Here is a 20,144-nt window from a genome sequence, read left to right on the forward strand (position 1 = left end):
GCCAGGCCGGCGGCTCACCGTAGATGATCCCCGTCCTGCAACGAATCCGGGCCTCGCGGCCCGAGCGGGTGCTGGCAGACAAGGCCTACTCCTCACGCGCCAACCGCACCTACCTTGCCCTCCGAGGCATCAACGCCCTGAAAGACAAATGCTCCGTCGCGACGCGCTACTCGCCGACCTCCTCGCGATCCAGCGCCACGAGGTCGTGGCCGGGTGAGGTCGTGGCGTTTGCGGCGGTTGTACGGCGTACCGCGGTAGCTCAGCCTTTGAACTTCTTGGCTGCGGCCGCTAGTTGGGTGGGGGTCAGGCCGGTGTCCTTCTGGAGGGCTGACTCGCCGTGGGTGGAGAGGTCGGCGTACAGGGTGGCCAGCTTCTTTTCACCGAGTTTGTCGGCGAGGTATTCGACGATCCACCAGCTGGTGCCGTAGGCCAGGTCTGCGTCGCCGTCGAAGGTCGCGGTGCTGGGGAGGGACTTGAGCTTCGGCAGGTACGCCGTGCGGACGCGTTTGCGGTACGGGTCGACGGACCAGTGCGGGTCGTCCTCGATCGAGCGGCAGCGGACGTACTCCGCCAGGCCCTCGACCGCCCAGATCGGCGTGCTCATCCCGAGCGTTGCCGTCGCCACGTGCGTCATCTCGTGCACGAGCAGGTCCTTGTCGAGCCGCTTGCGCAACGCCGGGTTCACCACGATCCGGCTGCCGATCGGCCGCCCGACGGGCTTGCCCATCTGCTCGCCCTCGAACAGCGTGACGGCCTTTGCGGCGATCGTCCAGCCGTCGCCGCTGCCGGCCGTCCAGAGCGTCGACATCACCCGCACCTGCGGCATCGCGACGACCAGCACGGCGCCGTTCCACGGTCGCTTCCAGTGCCTGCGGACCGATTTCACGGCCTGATCCGCGGCCGATGCGACCTTCTTGCCGAGCGCCGCCTCGCGCTTGTCGACGACCACGACGACCTTGCCCCGGCGGACGAGCTGGACCTCCTCGAAGTCCCACGGCTGCCGGTGCCCGGCCTCGGTCAGGGTCTCGTCGAACCCGGTGTCGTCGACCAGCACCCAGGTCCCGCCGCGCGGCACGAACGTGTACCCGAGGTCGGTCTGCACCGGCCGCGGGTCCAGCCCGCCGATCTGGTACCGCATCATCACCCGCGTCGAGAACGCAGTCATCCCGAACTTCTCGACCAGCGCCGGCGAGTCCTGGAACGCGTCCGCGGTGAAGTACTGCAGCGTCGCGAACCCGAACTTCCGCAGGTTCGTGAACAGCAGCCGCTGACGAGCGACGAGCTCTGCCTGCTTGGGGTCCACCGGGGCCAGGAAACCCTTCAGGTCGCCCTTCCGCACGGCGGCGGCCCGCCGGGCCAGAACGGCGTCGACCGCCTTCTTCCGCGCCGCCTGCTGGGCCGCGCTCAGCTCCCCCGGCGTCTTGCTCGCGGTGCCGGTCTTCGCCAGGACCGCGGTGGCCGGTACGCCGCCGTCCAGCGCCCGGACGGCAACGACCGCGCCGGACGCGGTCAGCGCCAGCGCGGCAACGCCCGCGAACAGGCGTTTCGGGTGTTTCATCGGTGCCCCCCTCGGACAGTCGGCTGATCCTAGCCGACTGCCCGAGGGCTGGGTTCAGGCTTTCTGCACCTCGCCGGTGCGCTGCTCCAGCCCGACCCGGCTCTTGCGGTAGCCGTAGAGGGCGTAGACCACGAAGCCGAGCACCATCCAGATCGCGAACCGCAGCCAGGTCTCCAGCGACAGGTTCAGCATCAGGTAGAAGCAGATCAGCGCCGCGAGGATCGGGATCACCGGGTTGCCCGGCACCCGGAACGAGCGCTCGATGTCGGGGCGGCTCTTGCGCAGCAACGGCACCGCGATCGACACCAGGGTGAACGCGGCCAGCGTGCCGATGTTCACCATCTCCTCGAGCTTGCCGATCGGGGTCACGCCGGCGACGATCGCGACGACCACGCCGATGCCGATCGTCAGGCGGTACGGCGTGCCCCACTTGGCGTGCGTCTTGCCGAGCTGCCGGGGCATCAGGTGGTCGCGGCTCATCGCGAACACGACCCGCGCGGCGCCGATCATCAGGGTCAGCACGACGGTGGTCAGACCGGCCACCGCACCGGCGGAGATCAGCGTCGCGAAACCGCCCCGGCCGACGGACCGGAACGCCTCGGCCAGCGCGGCCTCACCGCTGATGTCGGTGTAGTTCACCATGCCGGTGATGACGATGCAGACCAGCACGTACAGCACCGTGCAGATGGCCAGCGACCCGATGATGCCGCGGGGCAGGTCGCGCTGCGGGTTCTTCGCCTCCTCGGCGGTGGTCGCGACCACGTCGAACCCGATGAACGCGAAGAACACCAGCGACGCGCCCGACACCAGGCCCATCACGCCGAACGTCGAGGGTGTGAAGCCGAACAGGGCCTGGAACAGCGGCGTCGTGATCGTGACGTCGCCGTTCTCGGCCGGCACGCTCGGCGGGATGAACGGCGTCAGGTTCGAGCCCTTGATGTAGAACAGGCCGGCGACGATCACGAACAGCACCACGAACAGCTTGATCGCGACGAGCACCAGGTTGACCCGCAGCGACTCCTTGATACCGATCGTCGCGAGCGTCGCCAGCACCAGGACCAGCAGCATCGCGAGCACGTTGACGTTGCTGTCGGGCCCGATCGAGGACGGCCAGCCCAGTCCGATCTGTTCCAGGAACAAGGCGGCGTACGTCGACCAGCCCTGCGCCACGACGCTTGCCCCGAGCATCAACTCGAGCAGCAGGTCCCAGCCGATGATCCAGGCGAAGATCTCACCGAGGGAGAAGTACGAGAACGTGTACGCCGACCCCGACACCGGGACGGTCGACGAGAACTCGGCGTAGCACAGCGCGGCCAGTGCGCAGCAGACGGCGGCCAGCACGAAGGACAGTGCGATGCCCGGTCCGGCGTACAGCTTGGCCGCGCGGCCGGTCAGGGTGAAGATGCCGGCACCGATGATGACACCGATACCGAAGACGGTCAGGTCGACCGCGGTGAGGCGTTTCTTGAGCTGGTACTCCGGTTCGTCGGTGTCGGCGATCGACTGCTCGATCGTCTTCTTCCGCACAAGACTCATCTGGCGCCTCCTCGAGGTGGACGGAACCCTTCGAGCCTGTACCTCTGACCGGGTGAGGTCAAACCGCCACTCAGCGTTGCGGCTCGTATGTTGTCAGCGACGTCCACAGCGTCGCCTCGGTGAGCCCCGTACGGCTCAGCAGGATGCGGTCGCGGGCGGCCTGGTCGGTGCCGTTGCGGGCCATGTCCTCGTACAGTTCCTCGACCTTGCCGAGACCGATCCGCCGCACCAGGTACCGGACCGCCAGCCAGCTCACGCCGTACACGTCGGCGGAGTTCTGGTAGAAGCCGGCGTCGCTGGGCAGCGAGCTCAGCTGCGGCAGCGCCTCGTCGACGACCTCCTGCTCCCACTTGCCGACCTCGCCGGCTCCGCTGACCGCCTCGATACCGCTCCAGGACACGTACTCCGCGGCGCCTTCGGCCAGCCACAGCGGTTCGTACCCGCCGAGGTCCGCGGTCGCGACGTGGGTGATCTCGTGCGACAGCAGGATCTCGTCGACCCGGTCGCGCTCGTTCGGGTTGACCACGATGTACCCGCCGGCGACCGTACCGTCGGCCGTCTCCTGACCGGGCAGCGAGGAGAACGTCGTACCGGTGCTGGCCGCGGACTCGATGTCCTCGTCGGCGAACCTGGCGTCGCGGACCTCGGTCTCGTCGAGCGCGATCACGAACACCGACCCGCTCCACCGCAGCGGCCAGTACGCCGCGACCTCGCCGAGGCCCTCGGTCGCCTCGGCGACGATCGCCCGGCCGCGCGCCGTGTCGCCCTTCTCGACGACGACCAGGACGCGCGGCCCGCGCTGCACCTCGATCCGGCCGAGGTCCCAGGCCTCCCGGTGCGCGCCCGGCCCGAGGTCGGAGTCCAGCTCGTCGTCGGCGGTGATCAGCCAGCGGCCGCCGCGGGCGACGAAGGTGTAGCCGAGCTCGGTCGTCACCGGCGTGAAGTCGACCTTCTGGATCTGGTACCGCATCAGCACCCGGACCAGGTACGTCGTGCTGCCGTGGGCCTTGAGCACCGCCGGGTTGAACCGCTCCTCGGCCTGGCTGTAGCCGATCTCGGTGAAGCCCATCTCGACCAGGTTCGCGAACAGGATCTTCTGCTCGGCGCGGAGCTTCTTGTTCGCTGGGTCGACGTCGGCCAGGAACAACGCCTCGTTGCCGGTCTGCACGGCCTGCGCGCGGCGCAGCAGCACGGTGTCGACGGCGACCCGGCGGGCGGCGACGGCGGCGGCGATCCGGGACGGCTTGGTGCCGGTCGCCGGCGGCGGAGCCGGGGTCGCGGTGCGGGTGGCAGCCACGCGCTCGCGGGCGTCCTGCTCGCGCTGTTCAACGGTGTACACGACGCCGCCCGACACCAGGGCAACCGCCACCAGCAGACCCAGCCAGCGGCGGGGTCCTGGCGGACCGGACTTGGGCGTCGTCGCACTCACTTCGGGTCGTTCCCTCCGAGTACCCGGGTGGTCGCAGCCGGGCCACCCTACTCGACGCCGGGCGGTTACGCTGCCGCAGCAGCCTTCAAGGCGCGGAAAAGTCCCGCTTCCGTCATCCCGACGTGCTCGAGCATGATCCGGTCGCGCTCCTTCTGGCTCGACCCGAGCGCGGCCAGCTCGCGGTACAGCGTGCCGACCTCGACCCCGCCGAACCGCGTGAACAGGTAGTCGAGCGCCAGCCAGGACAGCGGGTACGAGCTGTCGGCGCGCGCGAAGAACGTGTCGTCGGTGGGCAGGCTCGTCGCCTTCGCGAGGTACTTCGCCCGTACGTCCAGCCGGTACTGCGGGATCGCCAGGGGTTTCTGCCCGTCCATCGGCAGGAACTCGACGTACGTCGCGGCGCCTTCGACCATCCAGCGCGGGGCGTACGGGCCGTACGGCGCGGCGGCGACGTGGGTGAACTCGTGGGCCAGCGTGCGGGCGTCGACCTTGGCGCGGTTGTGCGGGTTCACCACGACGTACGAGTCGGTCCGCTGGCCCTCGCCGGTGACCTCACCGGGTAGCGTGCGGTACACCCAGGTCGCCATCGCGAGCGCGTCCTCGGCGTTCTTCGGCTGCGTGTAGTCGGCGCCCCGGACGATCTTGTCGTCGAGCGCGATCACCACGCCGGAGCCGTTCCAGCCGCCGGGCCAGTTCTTCGAGACCGCCTGCACCGCGCTGCCCGACATCGCGGCGAGCTTGTCCGCGAGGGCCTCCTGGCCCTGCTCCACGACGACGAGGACGCGCGGCTCACGCTTGACCAGGACCGGGCCGAAGTCCCAGGCCTCCTGATGCGAACCGCGCGGCAAACGCTTGTCCAGATCGGAGTCGGAGACGAGCACCCAGGTGCCGTTCGAGCGCTGGGTGAACGTGTAGCCGAGCATCGCGCGCACCGGGACCAGGTCGATGGCGCGGATCTGGTAGGTCATCGCGACGGCGACCAGGTACGTCGACGGGCCGTACTTCTGGGCGATCGTGTCGTCGTACTGCTGGGCCAGCTGCTGATAGGCGAGCTTCGCGAAGCCGAACTGGCGAAGGTTCGTGAACAGCGTGCGCTGGCTCGCGACCAGCCGCTTGTCGCCGGCGTCGACATCGGCGACGAACGCCTGCTCGTTGCCGGTCAGCACAGCCTGCGCACGGCGCTTCAGGACCGCGTCGACGGCCGCCGCCCGCGCGGCCTGGTCGACCGTCGGCGTGCTCGTGGCCGGGTGGGCGACGCGATCGCCGGCCTGGCTCGACCGATGCAGGGCGAGGCCGCCGGCCACCGCAATCGCCACCAGGACGAACGACAGCAGCAGCGGCCAGACCCGCGATCGCCGGCGCGCGGCAGCGTGTCTGCTGTGCCGCCCTGGCTCGGCCATGGGCCGTTAGGCGTTACCCGGACGGCCGCGGGCCGGATCCGGCTCGTTGAGCGCGTGGCCGTGCTGGCGCGTGAGCTGCTCGGTGATCTCCCGCGCCACCTCCTGGCCGGTGAGCCCGATCTCCTGCAGGACAGCGGCCCGCTTGGCGTGGTCGAGGAACTGCTGCGGGATGCCGAAATCGCGCAGCGGGGTCTTCACTCCCCCGTCACGCAAGGCCTGGGCGATCATCGTGCCGCAGCCGCCGGCGCGGCCGTTGTCCTCGATCGTGGCGACCAGCTCGAACTCCCCGGCCAGCTCGATCAGCTCGGGCGGCACCGGCTTCACCCAGCGCGGGTCGACCACGGTGACGCCGAACCCGTGCGCCTCGAGCCGCTGCGCCACCTCCATCGCGGTCGCGGCCATGGCGCCGATCCCGACGAGCAGCACGTCCTTGCCGGTGCGCCGCAGGACGTCGAGCTGCCCGATCCGGTCGATCGCCTCGATGTCCGGGAACACCTCGCCCTTCGCGTACCGCAGGACGGTCGGGGCGTCGTCGACGTCGACGGCCTCGTTGAGGAGCTCCTGGACGCGCTTGCCGTCCCGCGGCGCGGCGAGCCGGAGGCCGGGCACGACCTGCAGGATCGACATGTCCCACATGCCGTTGTGGCTCGCCCCGTCGTCACCGGTGACACCGGCCCGGTCGAGCACGAACGTGACACCGCACTTGTGCAGCGCGACGTCGAGCAGGAGCTGGTCGAACGCCCGGTTGAGGAACGTGGCGTACAGGCCGACGACCGGGTGCATGCCGCCCATCGCCAGACCGGCCGCGCTGGTCACCGCATGCTGCTCGGCGATGCCGACGTCGAAGGTGCGGTCCGGGAACTCGTCGGCGAACGCGGCCAGGCCGGTCGGGTGCAGCATCGCGGCGGTGATCGCGACCACGTCCGGGCGGCGGTGGCCGATCTTCACCAGCTCGTCGGAGAACACGTCCGTCCAGCCGCGCGGCTTGTTCGCCGGGCGGATCTGGTGGAAGTTGTCCTCCTCGTCCTGCTCGGCGGCGGCGTATCCGTAGCCCTTCTTGGTGACCGCGTGCACGATCACCGGGCCGCCGAAGGACTTGGCGTTGCGCAGCGCGTCCTCGAGGGCTTGCCGGTCGTGGCCGTCGACGGGGCCGACGTACTTGAGGCCGAGGTCCTCGAACATGCCCTGCGGGGCCAGCATGTCCTTCAGCCCCTTCTTGATGCCGTGCAGCACCTCGTACATCGGCGGGCCGACGTACGGCGTGCGGCCGAGGTTCTTCTTGATCAGGTCGAGGATCTTCTCGTACCGCGGGTTGGTGCGCAGGCTGGTCAGGTGCGTCGCCAGGCCGCCGACGGTCGGGCTGTACGAGCGGCCGTTGTCGTTGACGATGACGACGAGCTTCAGGTCCTTGGCGGCGGCGATGTTGTTCAGCGCCTCCCAGGCCATCCCGCCGGTCAGGCCGCCGTCGCCGATCAGCGCGACGACGTGCCGGTCCTCCTTGCGCAGGCGGTACGCCTTGGCGAGCCCGTCGGCGTACGACAGCGCGGTCGAGGCGTGGCTGTTCTCGACGACGTCGTGCTCGGACTCGGCGTGGCTCGGGTACCCGGACAGGCCGCCCTGCTGACGGAGCGTGCCGAACTCGCCGGCGCGGCCGGTGAGCAGCTTGTGCACATACGTCTGGTGGCCGGTGTCGTAGACCAGGCGGTCGCGTGGCGAGTCGAACACGCGGTGCATCGCGAGCGTGATCTCGACCATGCCGAGGTTCGGGCCGAGGTGACCGCCGGTCCGGGACACGGTCTCGACCAGCACGTCCCTGATCTCCGCCGCCAGATCAGTCAACTGCTGATCGGTCAGCTTCCTCAGGTCGGCCGGCCCTCCCAGCGTCTCCAGCACGCGCATCGAGCTCCTCCCGCGGGTCGTCCTCGAATACTTGAGTCTATGCATCCCACGCCCGGAATCCGAACTCGGCAACGGCCTCCCCGGCCGTCCCGGGCAATCTCACCTTCCAGGACGCCGCCCGGGTACGCCAGGTTCGAACGTGTGGCTCGTCTCACCTAGGGTGATCGCGTGGAGATGGTGACGACGTTGTTCCGGAAGTACGACGGGCAGCCGCATCGTCTGGTCGAGGCGATCCGGCTCGGCGAGGACGAGTACGGCCTGTGGGTCGGCTCGGTCCCCGGGACGCAGGGCCGGCGCGCCGACGGCAGCTGGCAGACGATCGACCATCACCGTGTCCGCCTGTTCCCGCACGGTCAGTGGTGGAGCGCCCTGTTCAACGACACGCCGCACCAGACCGCGATCTACTGCGACATCACCATGCCTCCCGAGTTCGGCGTCGACTCGGTCACCGCCGTCGACCTGGACCTCGACATCCGCCTGCTCCGCGACGGCACCGTCCGCGTGATGGACGAGGACGAGTTCCGCGACCACCAGATCCGCTACAACTACCCGCCCCAGGTGATCGCCACCGCCCAGGCCACCTGCAACCACCTGGCCGCCACCATCACCACCACAGAGCCCTTCCTGACCGCCTACAAGCCGTACCTGGAGCAGGTCCGCGCCCTGTCCGAAGACTGAGCGGTTGAGGTGACCGGCCCCCAGGGCTAGGAGCCCCCCTGAGCCCTCGAGGGCCGATCACGATGACGACCTAGGGCCGACATCCCACCATGCTCGGTCGCTGTCGGCGACGGGTCCACCGCTGACAGCAAAATTGCAGGAAGTTGCAGTGCTGCTGAGCGCGGCGGCGGGCTCGCGGATGAATATGCTGCCGCGGTGGGGATCACGGTGACGATCATTGACGTGTCGGGGGCAGGGCGGGTCGGGGCGACGACCCTGCTGGAGGGGGTCTCGAGCAGGTCGACGCTGCGCGATCTCGTGCGGACGCGGGTCCGGGACGAGGTGGCGCGCTTCAACGCCGCGCCGCAGCCGATCTTCCGGGGACTGGTGATGCCCGAGGGCGGGTCGCCGGCCGAGGACGGGTTCCGGGTGCCTCGGCAGCGGCAGCTCGACTGGGAGCGGCAGGCCGATCGGGCGATCGAGGCATTCGGGCGGAACGGGTTCTTCGTGCTCGTGGACGACCGGCAGGTGACCGAGCTCGACGAGGAACTCGAGCTGACCGCGGACACGGACATCCGCTTCGTCCGCCTGGTCCAGCTGGTCGGCGGCTGAGCATGGCAGGCGACGAGGCCGCGACCCTGGTCGGCGCGGCGCTGGAGGCGTTGCGTGGCAGGTCCTGGACGGCCGACGGGGACGCCCGGGCGATGCCCCAGATCCAGGCGATCCAGCAGGCGCCGGAAGCGCTGCGGCGCGAGTGCATCCTGACCGCCTCCGATCGGGTGGACAGCTACCACTGCGTGCAACTGCTGTCGGTGATCGCGCGCAAGCGCGTCCAGCTGTCTGAAGCGCACATCGAGCGGCTGCTGACGCCGCGGCTCGGCGAGCTCGAGCAGCCCGAGTTCTGGTGGAGCAGCGAGGCGCTCCGCGCGGTCAGCCGCCAGATCGAGCACGCGTACGCCGCGTTGCCCGGCGTGGAGCAGGAGCGGTTGAAGCCGCTGATCGTCCGGGCGGCTGATCAGGCTCAGGACGCGGCGACCGCGACCCGGCTGAGGAAGCTGGTGGGGCCCGAGGACAAGCTCCGCGTCGACCTGATCGACGGAGGCGACGACGTCGGGCCGCGCCTGCGCAGCGCGTTCGAGGCCGCCGGCGAACCGGCCGACGTGGCGGCAGCGGCGGTCGACGTTCTCGCGGCGTTTCCCGGCAGCGGCCGACCGTCGAAGAAGTGGCTCACCGAGGCAGAGCACGTCGCCGGCCGGCTGACCGGTCCCGCGGAGCTGGTCGGTGCACTCCTCGATGCGCCTCTCGACGCGAGCGACAGCGAGACGGCGTACACCCACAACGCCAGCACCTACACCGTGCCGCACTACGCCACCGCCGCCAACGAGGCCTTCCTGTGCGGAGTCGTCGCGCTCGCGGGGCTGCTGCGGGATCCGGCGCTCCTGTCGCGGCTGCGGCGGCTTGCGCTCAAGACCGTGACCGTTATCGGGGGTCAGTTCGGAAACCCCCGAAGCCTTCGGATCGCCAACGCCTCGGCGCAGGCGATGGCCGACATCGGCGCGCCGGCGTCCATCACCGAGTTGCTCGCACTCGAGCGCTCCGTGCGGCACGGGACCCTGCTGAAGCAGATCCGGAAGGCCGTCGACGCGCTCGCCTCGGCGCAGGGAATGACCCGCGACCAGCTTCTGGAACGCGCTGTCGAGACCCATGACCTCGACAGCGACGGCAAGCGCCGCACGGAGTTGTCGCGAGGCTTCGCCGAGGTCGTCGTGGACGGAAGTACGGCCTCGCTCGGGTACGTCGACGAGAACGACAAGCCCCGCAAGTCCGTCCCCCCGGACGTGAAGCTGGCCAGCGGCGACAAGCTCGCAGTGATCCGCGACCAGCTCAAGGCGATCCGGAAGACGATCGCCGGCGAGCGTGTGCGGCTGGACGGCCTGATGGCGGCCGACCGCTCCTGGCCGCTCGACGACTGGCGTAGCTGGTACCTGGACCACCCGGTCACGGGTCGGCTGACACGCACGCTGATCTGGGTCTTCAGCACGCCGCAGGGAGAGAGCATCGTCGGCGTTCCGCTCGGCGGCGCGACCGCGGTCACGAGCTCGGGTCAGCAGGTCGAGATCCCCCGGCAGGCAGAGGTACGGCTCTGGCACCCGATTCACGCCTCCGCGGACGACGTACGGGCGTGGCGACGGCGGCTGCTCGACCAGCAGGTCGTCCAGCCGTTCAAGCAGGCGTTCCGCGAGCTGTACGTGCTCACGCCGGCCGAGGAACAGACACGCGTGTACTCGAACCGCTTCGCCGGGCATGTCTTCGGACAGGTCCAGGCTCGCGCGCTGATGAAGGGGCGTGGATGGTCCCCGGTCGCGGTCGCGTGGTGGGACGACGGCATCGACAACGGCGTGGCCCGGCGTACGTTCGACGCGGCGGGAATCCGCGCCGAGTTCTACTTCGACCCGATCCACGACCTGCAGCCGGACGCGACCGACCTCTACCCGTACTGCACCAGCGACCAGGTGCGGTTCGTCGACGTCCGCGGTGACGAGTCGGTCGAGCTGGCCCAGGTTCCGCCGCTCGTCCTCACCGAGGCGCTGCGCGACGTCGACCTGTTCGTCGGGGTCACGTCGATCGGCGCCGATCCGGAGTGGCTCGACCGCGGTACCGAGCGCCGCTTCGACACGTACTGGCACAAGTACGGCTTCGGCGAACTGTCCGCGGCCGGCGTGATCCGGCGCGAGGTGCTCGAGCAGCTCGTCCCGCGCCTCGCGATCGCCGACCGGTGCTGGTTCGAGGACCGCTACCTGATCGTGCGCGGCGACCTCCGCACGTACCGGATCCATCTGGGCAGCGCCAACATCCTGATGGCGCCGAACGACCAGTACCTGTGCATCGTGGCCGCCCGCGACGGCCAGGCGCAGAAGCTGTTCCTGCCGTTCGACGACGACCCCGTCCTCAGCCTGGTGCTCAGCAAGGCGTTCCTGCTCGCGAACGACACCGCGATCACGGACCCGACGATCACCGCCCAGATCAACCGCCGCTGACCCGGCGGCCGATAGGTTGGGCGGCATGCGTGATGTTCGGGTGGTCTATCGCAAGTACGACGAGAAGCTGCACTGGCATCAGTGGATGCGCTATCTGGGCGAGGACGAGTACGGCGTCTGGCTCGGCGCGCCGGCGGGGTCGGTGTCGCAGCGCGGCGACGAGCCGGTGGTGACCCAGGAGCAGGCGCACGTGCAGCTGTTCCCGCGGGACCAGTGGTTCACCGCGATCTTCAACGACGAGCCGCGGTACACCGAGATCTACGCCGACATCACCACGCCGGTCGAGTTCTCCGACGACGTGGTGACGATGATCGACCTCGACCTGGACGTGATCAAGCGCCGCGACGGGACCGTGTTCATCGACGACGAGGACGAGTTCGCCGAGCACCAGGTGAAGTACGCGTACCCGCCGGACGTCATCGCGACCGCCCGCGAGACCTGTGACCGGCTGGTGCAAGCGGTCGCCACCGAGGAGCCGTTCCTCACCGTCTACAAGACCTACCTCGACAAGATCAGGTAGTTCCCGTTCACGTGCTGCTGTGCTACCGGGCCACGTGGACGCTGAGGGTGCCGTTCTTGAGCATCATCACGCCGGGGAGCGGGCCGCGCTGGCCGGCGTACATGTCGGCGATCGGGGCGACGGTCAGGTAGAGGTTCTGGCCGGGCGGTACGTCGACGGCGACGGCCGGGAGTTCGATCGTGCGTCGTACGCCGCGCGCGGTGGCCTTCTCGCGGAGCGGCATCGTGTTGTTCTGGACGACCTTCGCGGTGAGCGGGCTCGTGCCGACGCTGAGGGCGAAGTACGCCACCGACCGCGGGATCACCGTGTAGACGTCCGCGGTCAGCGTGGGCGTGCCGGCGATCGTGACCGGGCCCTTCGCGATCGGCAGGTTGACGGGGAGTCCGGCGCCGGTCGGCGCGGCGATCTTGCCGAGCTCGTACCGCTTGTTGAGCGTCAAGTTCCGTTGCGTGAGGCAACGGCCGTCGGCGGTCGCCAAGTGGTACGTGCCGAAGCCGCTCAACCCGGTCGACTGGTGCAGGAGCCGCAGCCGCATGAAGCGGATCGAGAGGCTCGAGAAGGATGGCGATCCGAGCGTGACCGAGCACGGGTCGCCGGCCGTCGCGTAGCCGGGCGGTACGACGCTGGGCAGCGTGTGGCCGCCGTTGTACCCGACGAAGATCGACCGGGCCCGGGCGCGAGCGGTCAGCGCGTGGTCGAAGTTCGCGAGGCCCTGGTTGAGGTTGAACAGGTTGTCGGAGATGCCCTGGCCAAGCAGCACCGGGATGTCGAGCTTGCGACCCTGCCGCACGTGCCAGGCCGGTCCGTTGTGCGCGAAGAACGCGTCGAGGTGGCGTCCGGCCTGGCCCGCCGGCCACGCGCCGGTCGCGATCAACGCCACGAACGCCTTCGACACCGCCGGCGGCAGATGCGTCCCGCCGCCCGCGAACAGGATCGACAGCCACATGCTCCGGGCGGCCTCCTGCGGCGCGAGGCTCTGCTTGAGGTCCCACCAGGTGATCTCCGGTGCGAGCGCGTCGAAGCGGGTCCGGCCGCGGTCGCGAAGCTCGGTGAAGGCGCCGGCGAACTGGTAGCCGCCGCCGTACGACCCGCCGATGGCACCGATCAGCGGGTCACCGGGACCTTGCTTCGTCACCCAGTCCAGGCCCGCGACGAGGTCGACGAGCTTCACCACGTCGCGCCCCTCGTAGTCCGGGTTCATCACGTGCGCGACGCCGGTGCTCTGTCCGAAGCTGCGTTGGTCGAAGCTCAGTACGCCGAAGCCCGCGTCGAGCCACGCCTTGAACGCGGCCTGGTCCGTGGTGCGGCTCCCGCCCCAACCGTGGCTGTGGAAGATCAGCGGCACGGTGTGCTGCGTCGAGGCGGTGGCCGGCTTGAACAGCGTGTAACAGATCCGCACGGGCGTCGTCGTACCCGGCTCCGGGACCGACTGCACACATCCGTTGCTGACCGTGTCGGCCGCCGCGGCGGGAACGACCGAGGAACACAGCAGCGCGACCACTCCGACCAGCCACAGCAGACGACGCATCAGTCACTCCAGGTGATCGACGGATCTCGCTTCGCACACGCTAGAGGACCAGCTGGGGCCTGACCAGTCCCCGGCCTCAGCCGTGGGCGAACCGTTGGGCAGAAACTGGGTGGAATCGGCCGCGCGCTGCGACACTGTGCGCGTGCATATCGCGATCGAGGTCGTGGCCCTCGTCGCCGTCGTCGCGGCCGGCGCCGCGTTGGCGCGGCGGTTAGGCATCTCGGCCCCTCTGCTGCTGGTGGTCGTCGGGATCGCCGCGTCGTACCTGCCGTTCATCCCCCGCGTCGAACTCGCCCCCGAGGTCGTCCTGGTGGGATTCCTGCCGCCGTTGCTCTACTCGGCCGCGATCAAGACCAGCCTGGTCGACTTCACCAAGCACCGGCGCTCGATCGGGCTGCTGTCCGTCGGCCTGGTCGCGTTCACCGCGCTCGGTGTCGGCGTGGTCGCCTGGTGGCTGCTCGGCCGGGTCGCGGAGTCGATCGGTCAGGAGCCGCTGCCGTTCTGGGCCGCGTTCGCGATCGGCGCCGTCGTCGCGCCGCCCGACGCGGTCGCCGCGACCGCGATCGCGAAACGGGTCGGCCTGCCCCGGCGCGTCGTCACGATCCTCGAGGGCGAGAGCCTGATGAACGACGCCACCGCGCTGGTGTGCCTGCGCACGGCGATCGCGGCCGCGCTGGTGGCGCCGACCGTGTGGGACGTCAGCCTGGACTTCCTGCGCGCGGCCGGCGGCGGTGTGCTGATCGGCATCGCGGTGGCGTTCGTGCTGGCCAAGGTCCGGCGCCGGTTCACCGATCCGGTGCTGGACACCACGCTCAGCCTGACCGCGCCGTTCATCGCCTACATCGCGGCGGAGAACCACTACGTGCACGCGTCCGGCGTCCTCGCGGTCGTGGTCACCGGCCTGCTGCTCGGCCACAAGGCGCCGATCATCCAGTCGGCCAAGTCCCGGATGTCGGAGCGGACCAACTGGCGGACCTTCCAGTTCCTGCTGGAGAACACGGTCTTCCTGCTGATCGGGCTGCAGACCCGGTGGATCCTCGACGACCTGACCGCGAGCCCGCTCCCGACGTGGCTGATCGCGACCACGACGATCGCGGTCTTCGTCGCCGTGGTGCTGCTGCGGCCGATCTGGATCATCCCGACGACGCTGCTATCGCGGCGCTTCCTCGGACCGTCCCGGCCCGGACCGGTGTCGCGCAACGCGCTGATCGTGGTGTCGTGGGCGGGGATGCGCGGCGTGGTCACGCTGGCCGCGGTCTTCACGCTGCCCGAGAGCACGCCGCACCGGGAAGTGCTCGTGTTCATCGCCCTGGCCGTCACCGCGGGCACCCTGCTCGTGCAGGGTTCGACGCTGCCCTGGCTGGTACGCCGCCTGCGCCTGCCCGGCCCGGACCCGGCGGAGGACGCGTTGCAGGAGGCCGCCGTACTGCAGGGCGCTCATCGGGCCGCGATCGAGAAGCTCGACGAGATCTCGACGCCGACCGACCCGCCCTCGGTCCTCGACGTCCTGCGGCAGCGGGGCGAGGCGCGCGCACAGGCCGCGTGGGAGCGGCTCGGGCGGCCGGAGACCGAGTACGAGACGCCCAGCGAGGCGTACCGGCGGCTGCGGATCGAGATGCTGCAGGCCGAACGCGCGCACATCCTGAAGGTCCGCGACGCCGGACTGGTCGCGGACGAGGTGCTGCAGCGGGCGCAGAACGTGCTCGACATCGAGGAGTCGATCCTGGATCGCGACGAGGACGACGACGTCGGCGGGCGGTCCGAGGACCTGAAGCCGAAGACGACGCCGGGCGGGGCGTGTGAGCACCTGGAGCAGGCGCCGGTCGTGGTCACTCCGAACACCCCGGACGGCTGCGAGGAGTGCCTGGCCGAGGGCGGCTCCTGGGTTCACCTGCGGCTGTGCCTGGGCTGCGGTCACGTCGGGTGCTGCGACTCGTCGGTGATGAAGCACGCCAGCAAGCACCACGAGGAGACCGCGCACCCGGTGATGCGTAGCTTCGAGCCGGGCGAGACCTGGCGCTGGTGCTTCGTCGACGAGAAGCTAGGTTGACCAGATGGCGGACTGTCTTTTCTGCTCCATCATCGCCGGTACGACACCTGCGCAGATCGTGCTCGACACGCAGGACGTCGTCGGCTTCCTCGACATCCGGCCGGTGTTCAAGGGGCACACGCTGATCGTGCCGCGGGCGCACGTGCCGACGATGGTGGAGATGACCGACGAGGTGATGATCCCGCTGTTCGGCGCGGCCCGATCGGTCGCGAGCGCCGTCCGGACCGCGTTCGACGCGCAGGGCTCGTTCGTTGCCGTGAACAACGTCGTGTCCCAGTCCGTGCCGCACCTGCACGTCCACGTCGTACCACGCACCAAGGGCGATGGTCTGCGCGGCTTCTTCTGGCCCCGCACGAAGTACGCCGACACCGCCGAAGCCGAGGAGTACGCCGGAAAGCTCCGCGCCGCCCTCGGCGACTGAGCGGCTCGGCTTCCTTGGTCAACTCGATGACGTGAGCATCAGCCGGGGATGCGTTTCTCGTACTCCACCTGGGGCAGCGGGTTGCCATCGCCGAAGTCGCGGGTCCGGGTGGCGCCGGTCTCGGTGAAGCCGCACTTGCGGTAGAACCGGCGGGACTGCGGGGTGTCGCGGAGGGTCCAGAGATGGACGTGGCCACCGAGCTCTCGCAGGGTGGCTTCCATCAGCGCGGCCGACACGCCGCTCCCCCAGCCGTCGGGATGCGTGTAGAAGCTGTGAATCTCCGCGAACCCGGGCCGGCTCCCCGACGCGCCCGCCCACGACATCGCCAGCGGCCGCTCGCCGACGAACCCAAGCATGACGAGCCCGTCCCCCGCGCTCAGTCGCTCGTGCCACCTGGTCAGCCGGCTCTCGATCCCTTCCCGCGCGACATCCTCGGAGAAGAGCGGCGCGTAGGCGGCGCCCCACGACGCGGCATGAATCTCGCCGACAGTCACGCCGTCGGCCGCCGTCGCGCGTCGCGCGGAGAAAGCTCCCGCCGCGCGGTCCGTGGACTGGCGGGTCGCTCCGTCCGCGGACTGATCCGTCGGGGCTCCCCCAGCTCCCTCAGTGGACTGGTCGGTCAAGGCGCTCCTCCAGCTTCGTCAGCGCGCGCTCGACGGCGACGCGCACAGCCGGATCGGGGTCATCGGCCAACGGCCGGATCGCCTCCGCGTGCTCGAACTCCCCCGCCGCACCGACCGCGCGAACCACGGCCGCCCGCACGCGCGGCAGCTCGTGGCCCAGATCCGGCAGCAGCGCGTCGACCAGCTCACCGAGCTCACGCTGCGCGGTGATCTTGGCGACATGCTCCCGCACCCGCCACGCTGGATCATCCGCCGCTCGGCGGAGCACGTCGACGACGTCATCCCGCCAGACGTACAAGAACACGCGGGCAGCCCAGACCCGGATCCAGTAGTAGTTCACCGGATCAACAGGCGACTTCCACCCGCCCGGGTTGTCCGCCCCGGTGATCGCCACCAGCTTGGGCAGCTCAGCCCCGTACGCCGCCTCCCCCGAGATCTCCCCGTCGAGAAACGCGACGCACCAGTCGATCACGGCGTCCTCGCCGTACGCCGCACACGCGGCCCGCACGACGTCCCGTGGCGACTCCCTCTCGCTCATCCCCCCAGTCAACCCCACGGCTCCGACAGTTCCCGGCCGCCGAGTCGTGGATATCGGCTCTGAAGATCAGCCACAATCCACGACTCGCGCTGCGCCGCACGAACCATTCGCCACGACTCGGCGACCGCCGGGAGTGCTCAGCCCGCGATCAGCGAGCGCAGCACGTACTGCAGGATGCCGCCGTTGCGGTAGTAGTCGGCCTCGCCAGGGGTGTCGATGCGGACGACCGCGTCGAACTCCTTGACCGCACCGTCGGGCGACGTCGCCTTGACGTGCACCGTGCGCGGGATGGCGCCGTCGTTCAGCGCGGTGACGCCGGTGATGTCGAAGGTCTCCTCACCGGTCAGACCGAGCGACTCGGCGGTCTCGCCCTCCGGGTACTGCAGCGGGAGGACGCCCATGCCGATCAGGTTCGAGCGGTGGATGCGCTCGAAGGACTCGGTGATGACGGCCTTCGCGCCGAGCAGCGCCGTACCCTTCGCGGCCCAGTCCCGCGACGAGCCCGAGCCGTACTCCTTGCCGGCCAGGATCACCAGCGGGGTGTTCTGCTCCGCGTACGCCTGCGCGGCGTCGTAGATCGTGGTGACCGGCGCGTCGTCCTTGGTGAAGTCGCGGGTGAAGCCGCCCTCGGTGCCCGGTGCGATCTGGTTGCGTAGCCGGATGTTCGCGAACGTGCCGCGGATCATCACCTCGTGGTTGCCCCGGCGGGAACCGTACGAGTTGAAGTCCTTGCGGTCCACACCGTGCTCGGCCAGGTACTTGCCGGCCGGGCTGTCGGCCTTGATCGAGCCGGCCGGGGAGATGTGGTCGGTGGTGACCGAGTCGCCCAGCTTGGCCAGCACGCGGGCGCCGGCGATGTCGGTGACCGGCGACGGGTCCTTCGCCATGCCCTCGAAGTACGGGGGCTTGCGCACGTAGGTCGACTCGGCGTCCCACGCGAACGTCTTGCCCTCCGGCGTCGGCAGCGACTGCCAGCGCTCGTCACCGGCGAACACGTCGGCGTAGTCCTTCGCGAACATCTCCTTGTTGATCGAGCTCGCGATGGTGGCCTCGACCTCGTCGGCGCTCGGCCAGATGTCCTTCAGGAACACGTCGTTCCCGGCGCTGTCCTTGCCCAGGGCATCGGTCTCGAAGTCGAAGTCCATGGTGCCGGCCAGCGCATAGGCGATCACCAGCGGCGGGCTGGCCAGGTAGTTCATCTTCACGTCCGGGTTGATCCGGCCCTCGAAGTTCCGGTTGCCGGACAGCACGCTCACCACCGCGAGGTCGGCTTCCTGGACTCCGGCCGAGATCGCCTCGGGCAGCGGGCCCGAGTTCCCGATGCAGGTGGTGCAGCCGTAGCCGACCAGGTGGAAGCCGAGCTTCTCCAGGTACGGCGTGACGCCGGCCTTCTCGTAGTAGTCGGTGACGACCTTCGAGCCGGGCGCGAGCGACGTCTTCACCCACGGCTTGGACGCCAGGCCCTTGTCGACCGCGTTCTTCGCCAGCAGCGCGGCCGCGAGCATGACCGACGGGTTCGACGTGTTGGTGCAGGAGGTGATCGAGGCGATCACGACGTGGCCGTGGTCGAGCTCGATCTCCTGACCCTCCAGCGACACCTTCGTCTTCTTCGACGGGCGATCCTTGGAGACGTGGACCTCGTGCGGGCTGTCGTCGACGTTGCCGTGGCCGTTCGGCGCGTCGCTGGCCGGGAAGCTGCCGGTCTCTGACGGGTCGACGTCCTTCTCCTCGGCGGCGTAGTCCGGCAGCACGCCGCGGAACGACTCCTTGGCCTTGCTCAGCTCGATCCGGTCCTGCGGCCGCTTCGGCCCGGCGATCGACGGTACGACGGTCGACAGGTCGAGCTCGAGGTACTCGGAGAACCGCGGCTCGACGGCCGGGTTGTGCCAGAGGCCCTGCTCCTTCGCATACGCCTCGACCAGCGCGACGTCCTCGTCGGAGCGGCCGGTCAGCCGCAGGTAGTCCAGCGTGACGTCGTCGATCGGGAAGATCGCGCAGGTGGAGCCGAACTCCGGGCTCATGTTGCCGATCGTGGCGCGGTTCGCCAGCGGGACCGCCGCGACACCGTCGCCGTAGAACTCGACGAACTTGCCGACCACACCGTGCTTGCGCAGCATCTGGGTGATCGTCAGCACGACGTCGGTCGCGGTCGCACCGGCCGGGACCGCCCCGGTGAGCTTGAAGCCGACCACCTTCGGGATCAGCATCGACACCGGCTGGCCGAGCATCGCGGCCTCGGCCTCGATCCCGCCGACGCCCCAGCCGAGCACGCCGAGGCCGTTCACCATCGTGGTGTGGCTGTCGGTGCCGACGCAGGTGTCCGGGTACGCCTGGCCGTTGCGGACCATGACGGTGCGGGCCAGGTGCTCGATGTTCACCTGGTGCACGATGCCGGTGCCCGGCGGAACGACCTTGAACTCGTCGAACGCGGTCTGGCCCCAGCGCAGGAACTGGTACCGCTCGCGGTTCCGCCCGTACTCGAACTCGACGTTGCGCTCGAACGCGTCCGGCGTACCGAACACGTCGATGATGACCGAGTGGTCGATGACCAGCTCGGCCGGCGCCAGCGGGTTGATCTTGGTCGGGTCACCGCCGAGCTCGCCGACCGCCTCGCGCATCGTGGCCAGGTCGACCACGCACGGGACGCCGGTGAAGTCCTGCATGATCACCCGCGCCGGGGTGAACTGGATCTCGGTGTCCGGGGCCGCGTTCTGGTCCCAGTTGCCGAGCTTGCTGATGTGCTCGGCGGTGATGTTCGCGCCGTCCTCGGTGCGCAGCAGGTTCTCCAGCAGGACCTTCAGCGAGTACGGCAGCGTGTCCGCACCCTCGATGCCCGCCAACCTGAAGATCTCGTACGACTGTCCGTTGACCTCGAGTGCACCTTTGGCACCGAAGCTGTCGACGCTCGCCATCAACCCGCTCCTCTTGTCCGCTCCGTGTCCGCTGC

Annotated in this window: 15 protein-coding genes; 6 read left to right on the plus strand and 9 right to left on the minus strand. The window is 69.6% G+C overall.

Annotated features, from left to right (window positions below; genetic code table 11):
- Positions 1-259 precede the first annotated feature (259 nt).
- The 5 genes from ACWEOO_RS08520 to dxs all read right to left on the minus strand — a co-directional run bounded on the left by ACWEOO_RS08520 (position 260) and on the right by dxs (position 7,822).
- A complete protein-coding gene (locus ACWEOO_RS08520; protein WP_452142437.1) occupies positions 260-1,558 on the minus strand; it encodes a hypothetical protein in 1,299 nt (432 codons plus the stop codon).
- 54 nt (positions 1,559-1,612) lie between these two features.
- Positions 1,613-3,094 (minus strand): APC family permease, encoded by a 1,482-nt coding sequence (locus tag ACWEOO_RS08525; RefSeq protein WP_452142438.1) that lies wholly within the window; start codon positions 3,092-3,094, stop codon positions 1,613-1,615.
- Between the two features lie 70 nt (positions 3,095-3,164).
- Positions 3,165-4,523, minus strand: a complete 1,359-nt coding sequence (locus ACWEOO_RS08530) for a hypothetical protein (protein ID WP_452142439.1) — start codon at positions 4,521-4,523, stop codon at positions 3,165-3,167.
- Between the two features lie 65 nt (positions 4,524-4,588).
- Positions 4,589-5,923, minus strand: a complete 1,335-nt coding sequence (locus tag ACWEOO_RS08535; RefSeq protein WP_452142440.1) for a hypothetical protein — start codon at positions 5,921-5,923, stop codon at positions 4,589-4,591.
- Between the two features lie 6 nt (positions 5,924-5,929).
- Positions 5,930-7,822 (minus strand): 1-deoxy-D-xylulose-5-phosphate synthase, encoded by a 1,893-nt coding sequence (gene dxs, locus ACWEOO_RS08540; protein ID WP_452142441.1) that lies wholly within the window; start codon positions 7,820-7,822, stop codon positions 5,930-5,932.
- A 174-nt stretch (positions 7,823-7,996) separates the two neighbouring features.
- Between dxs and ACWEOO_RS08545 the strand changes: the two genes are divergently transcribed.
- From ACWEOO_RS08545 to ACWEOO_RS08560, 4 genes are all read left to right on the plus strand, one after another.
- The gene (locus ACWEOO_RS08545; protein WP_452142594.1) at positions 7,997-8,500 is read left to right on the plus strand and encodes a DUF402 domain-containing protein; all 504 of its coding nucleotides are present in this window, start codon (positions 7,997-7,999) and stop codon (positions 8,498-8,500) included.
- 195 nt (positions 8,501-8,695) lie between these two features.
- Positions 8,696-9,091, plus strand: coding sequence for a hypothetical protein (locus ACWEOO_RS08550; RefSeq protein WP_452142442.1), 396 nt, complete (start codon positions 8,696-8,698; stop codon positions 9,089-9,091).
- 2 nt (positions 9,092-9,093) lie between these two features.
- Positions 9,094-11,517: a DUF4132 domain-containing protein gene (locus ACWEOO_RS08555; protein WP_452142443.1), complete on the plus strand. Its 2,424-nt coding sequence runs from the start codon at positions 9,094-9,096 to the stop codon at positions 11,515-11,517.
- 25 nt (positions 11,518-11,542) lie between these two features.
- Positions 11,543-12,037 carry a DUF402 domain-containing protein gene (locus ACWEOO_RS08560; RefSeq protein ID WP_452142444.1) on the plus strand — a complete coding sequence of 165 codons (495 nt, stop codon included), beginning with the start codon at positions 11,543-11,545 and terminating at the stop codon, positions 12,035-12,037.
- A gap of 22 nt (positions 12,038-12,059) precedes the next feature.
- Here ACWEOO_RS08560 and ACWEOO_RS08565 read toward each other — a convergent pair whose 3' ends face one another.
- On the minus strand, positions 12,060-13,565 hold the full coding sequence (locus ACWEOO_RS08565) for an alpha/beta hydrolase family protein (protein ID WP_452142445.1): 1,506 nt from the start codon (positions 13,563-13,565) through the stop codon (positions 12,060-12,062).
- A 142-nt stretch (positions 13,566-13,707) separates the two neighbouring features.
- On the opposite strand from ACWEOO_RS08565, the gene ACWEOO_RS08570 reads away from it, so the two are divergent.
- Positions 13,708-15,615, plus strand: coding sequence for a Na+/H+ antiporter (locus tag ACWEOO_RS08570; RefSeq protein ID WP_359929477.1), 1,908 nt, complete (start codon positions 13,708-13,710; stop codon positions 15,613-15,615).
- A 4-nt stretch (positions 15,616-15,619) separates the two neighbouring features.
- Positions 15,620-16,036: an HIT family protein gene (locus ACWEOO_RS08575; RefSeq protein ID WP_452142446.1), complete on the plus strand. Its 417-nt coding sequence runs from the start codon at positions 15,620-15,622 to the stop codon at positions 16,034-16,036.
- A 38-nt stretch (positions 16,037-16,074) separates the two neighbouring features.
- On the opposite strand, the gene ACWEOO_RS08580 is transcribed toward ACWEOO_RS08575, so the two are convergent.
- From ACWEOO_RS08580 to acnA, 3 genes are all read right to left on the minus strand, one after another.
- Complete coding sequence (locus ACWEOO_RS08580) at positions 16,075-16,659, minus strand: N-acetyltransferase family protein (protein WP_452142447.1); 585 nt, start codon at positions 16,657-16,659, stop codon at positions 16,075-16,077.
- Positions 16,640-17,197 carry a HEAT repeat domain-containing protein gene (locus ACWEOO_RS08585; protein WP_452142448.1) on the minus strand — a complete coding sequence of 186 codons (558 nt, stop codon included), beginning with the start codon at positions 17,195-17,197 and terminating at the stop codon, positions 16,640-16,642. Before ACWEOO_RS08585 ends, ACWEOO_RS08580 begins: the two co-directional genes overlap by 20 nt.
- Positions 17,198-17,334: 137 nt before the next feature.
- Positions 17,335-20,109, minus strand: coding sequence for an aconitate hydratase AcnA (gene acnA / locus ACWEOO_RS08590; RefSeq protein WP_452142449.1), 2,775 nt, complete (start codon positions 20,107-20,109; stop codon positions 17,335-17,337).
- Positions 20,110-20,144 lie beyond the last annotated feature (35 nt).

It is taken from the genome of Kribbella sp. NPDC004138, from assembly GCF_053603655.1.

Coding starts and splice junctions, on each gene's coding strand:
- ACWEOO_RS08545 (WP_452142594.1), top strand. CDS start 7,997: ATGGTGACGACGTTGTTCCGGAAGTACGACGGGCAGCCGCATCGTCTG.
- dxs (WP_452142441.1), bottom strand. CDS start 7,822: ATGCGCGTGCTGGAGACGCTGGGAGGGCCGGCCGACCTGAGGAAGCTG.
- ACWEOO_RS08520 (WP_452142437.1), bottom strand. CDS start 1,558: ATGAAACACCCGAAACGCCTGTTCGCGGGCGTTGCCGCGCTGGCGCTG.
- ACWEOO_RS08525 (WP_452142438.1), bottom strand. CDS start 3,094: ATGAGTCTTGTGCGGAAGAAGACGATCGAGCAGTCGATCGCCGACACC.
- ACWEOO_RS08560 (WP_452142444.1), top strand. CDS start 11,543: ATGCGTGATGTTCGGGTGGTCTATCGCAAGTACGACGAGAAGCTGCAC.
- acnA (WP_452142449.1), bottom strand. CDS start 20,109: ATGGCGAGCGTCGACAGCTTCGGTGCCAAAGGTGCACTCGAGGTCAAC.
- ACWEOO_RS08535 (WP_452142440.1), bottom strand. CDS start 5,923: ATGGCCGAGCCAGGGCGGCACAGCAGACACGCTGCCGCGCGCCGGCGA.
- ACWEOO_RS08565 (WP_452142445.1), bottom strand. CDS start 13,565: ATGCGTCGTCTGCTGTGGCTGGTCGGAGTGGTCGCGCTGCTGTGTTCC.
- ACWEOO_RS08555 (WP_452142443.1), top strand. CDS start 9,094: ATGGCAGGCGACGAGGCCGCGACCCTGGTCGGCGCGGCGCTGGAGGCG.
- ACWEOO_RS08585 (WP_452142448.1), bottom strand. CDS start 17,197: ATGAGCGAGAGGGAGTCGCCACGGGACGTCGTGCGGGCCGCGTGTGCG.
- ACWEOO_RS08575 (WP_452142446.1), top strand. CDS start 15,620: ATGGCGGACTGTCTTTTCTGCTCCATCATCGCCGGTACGACACCTGCG.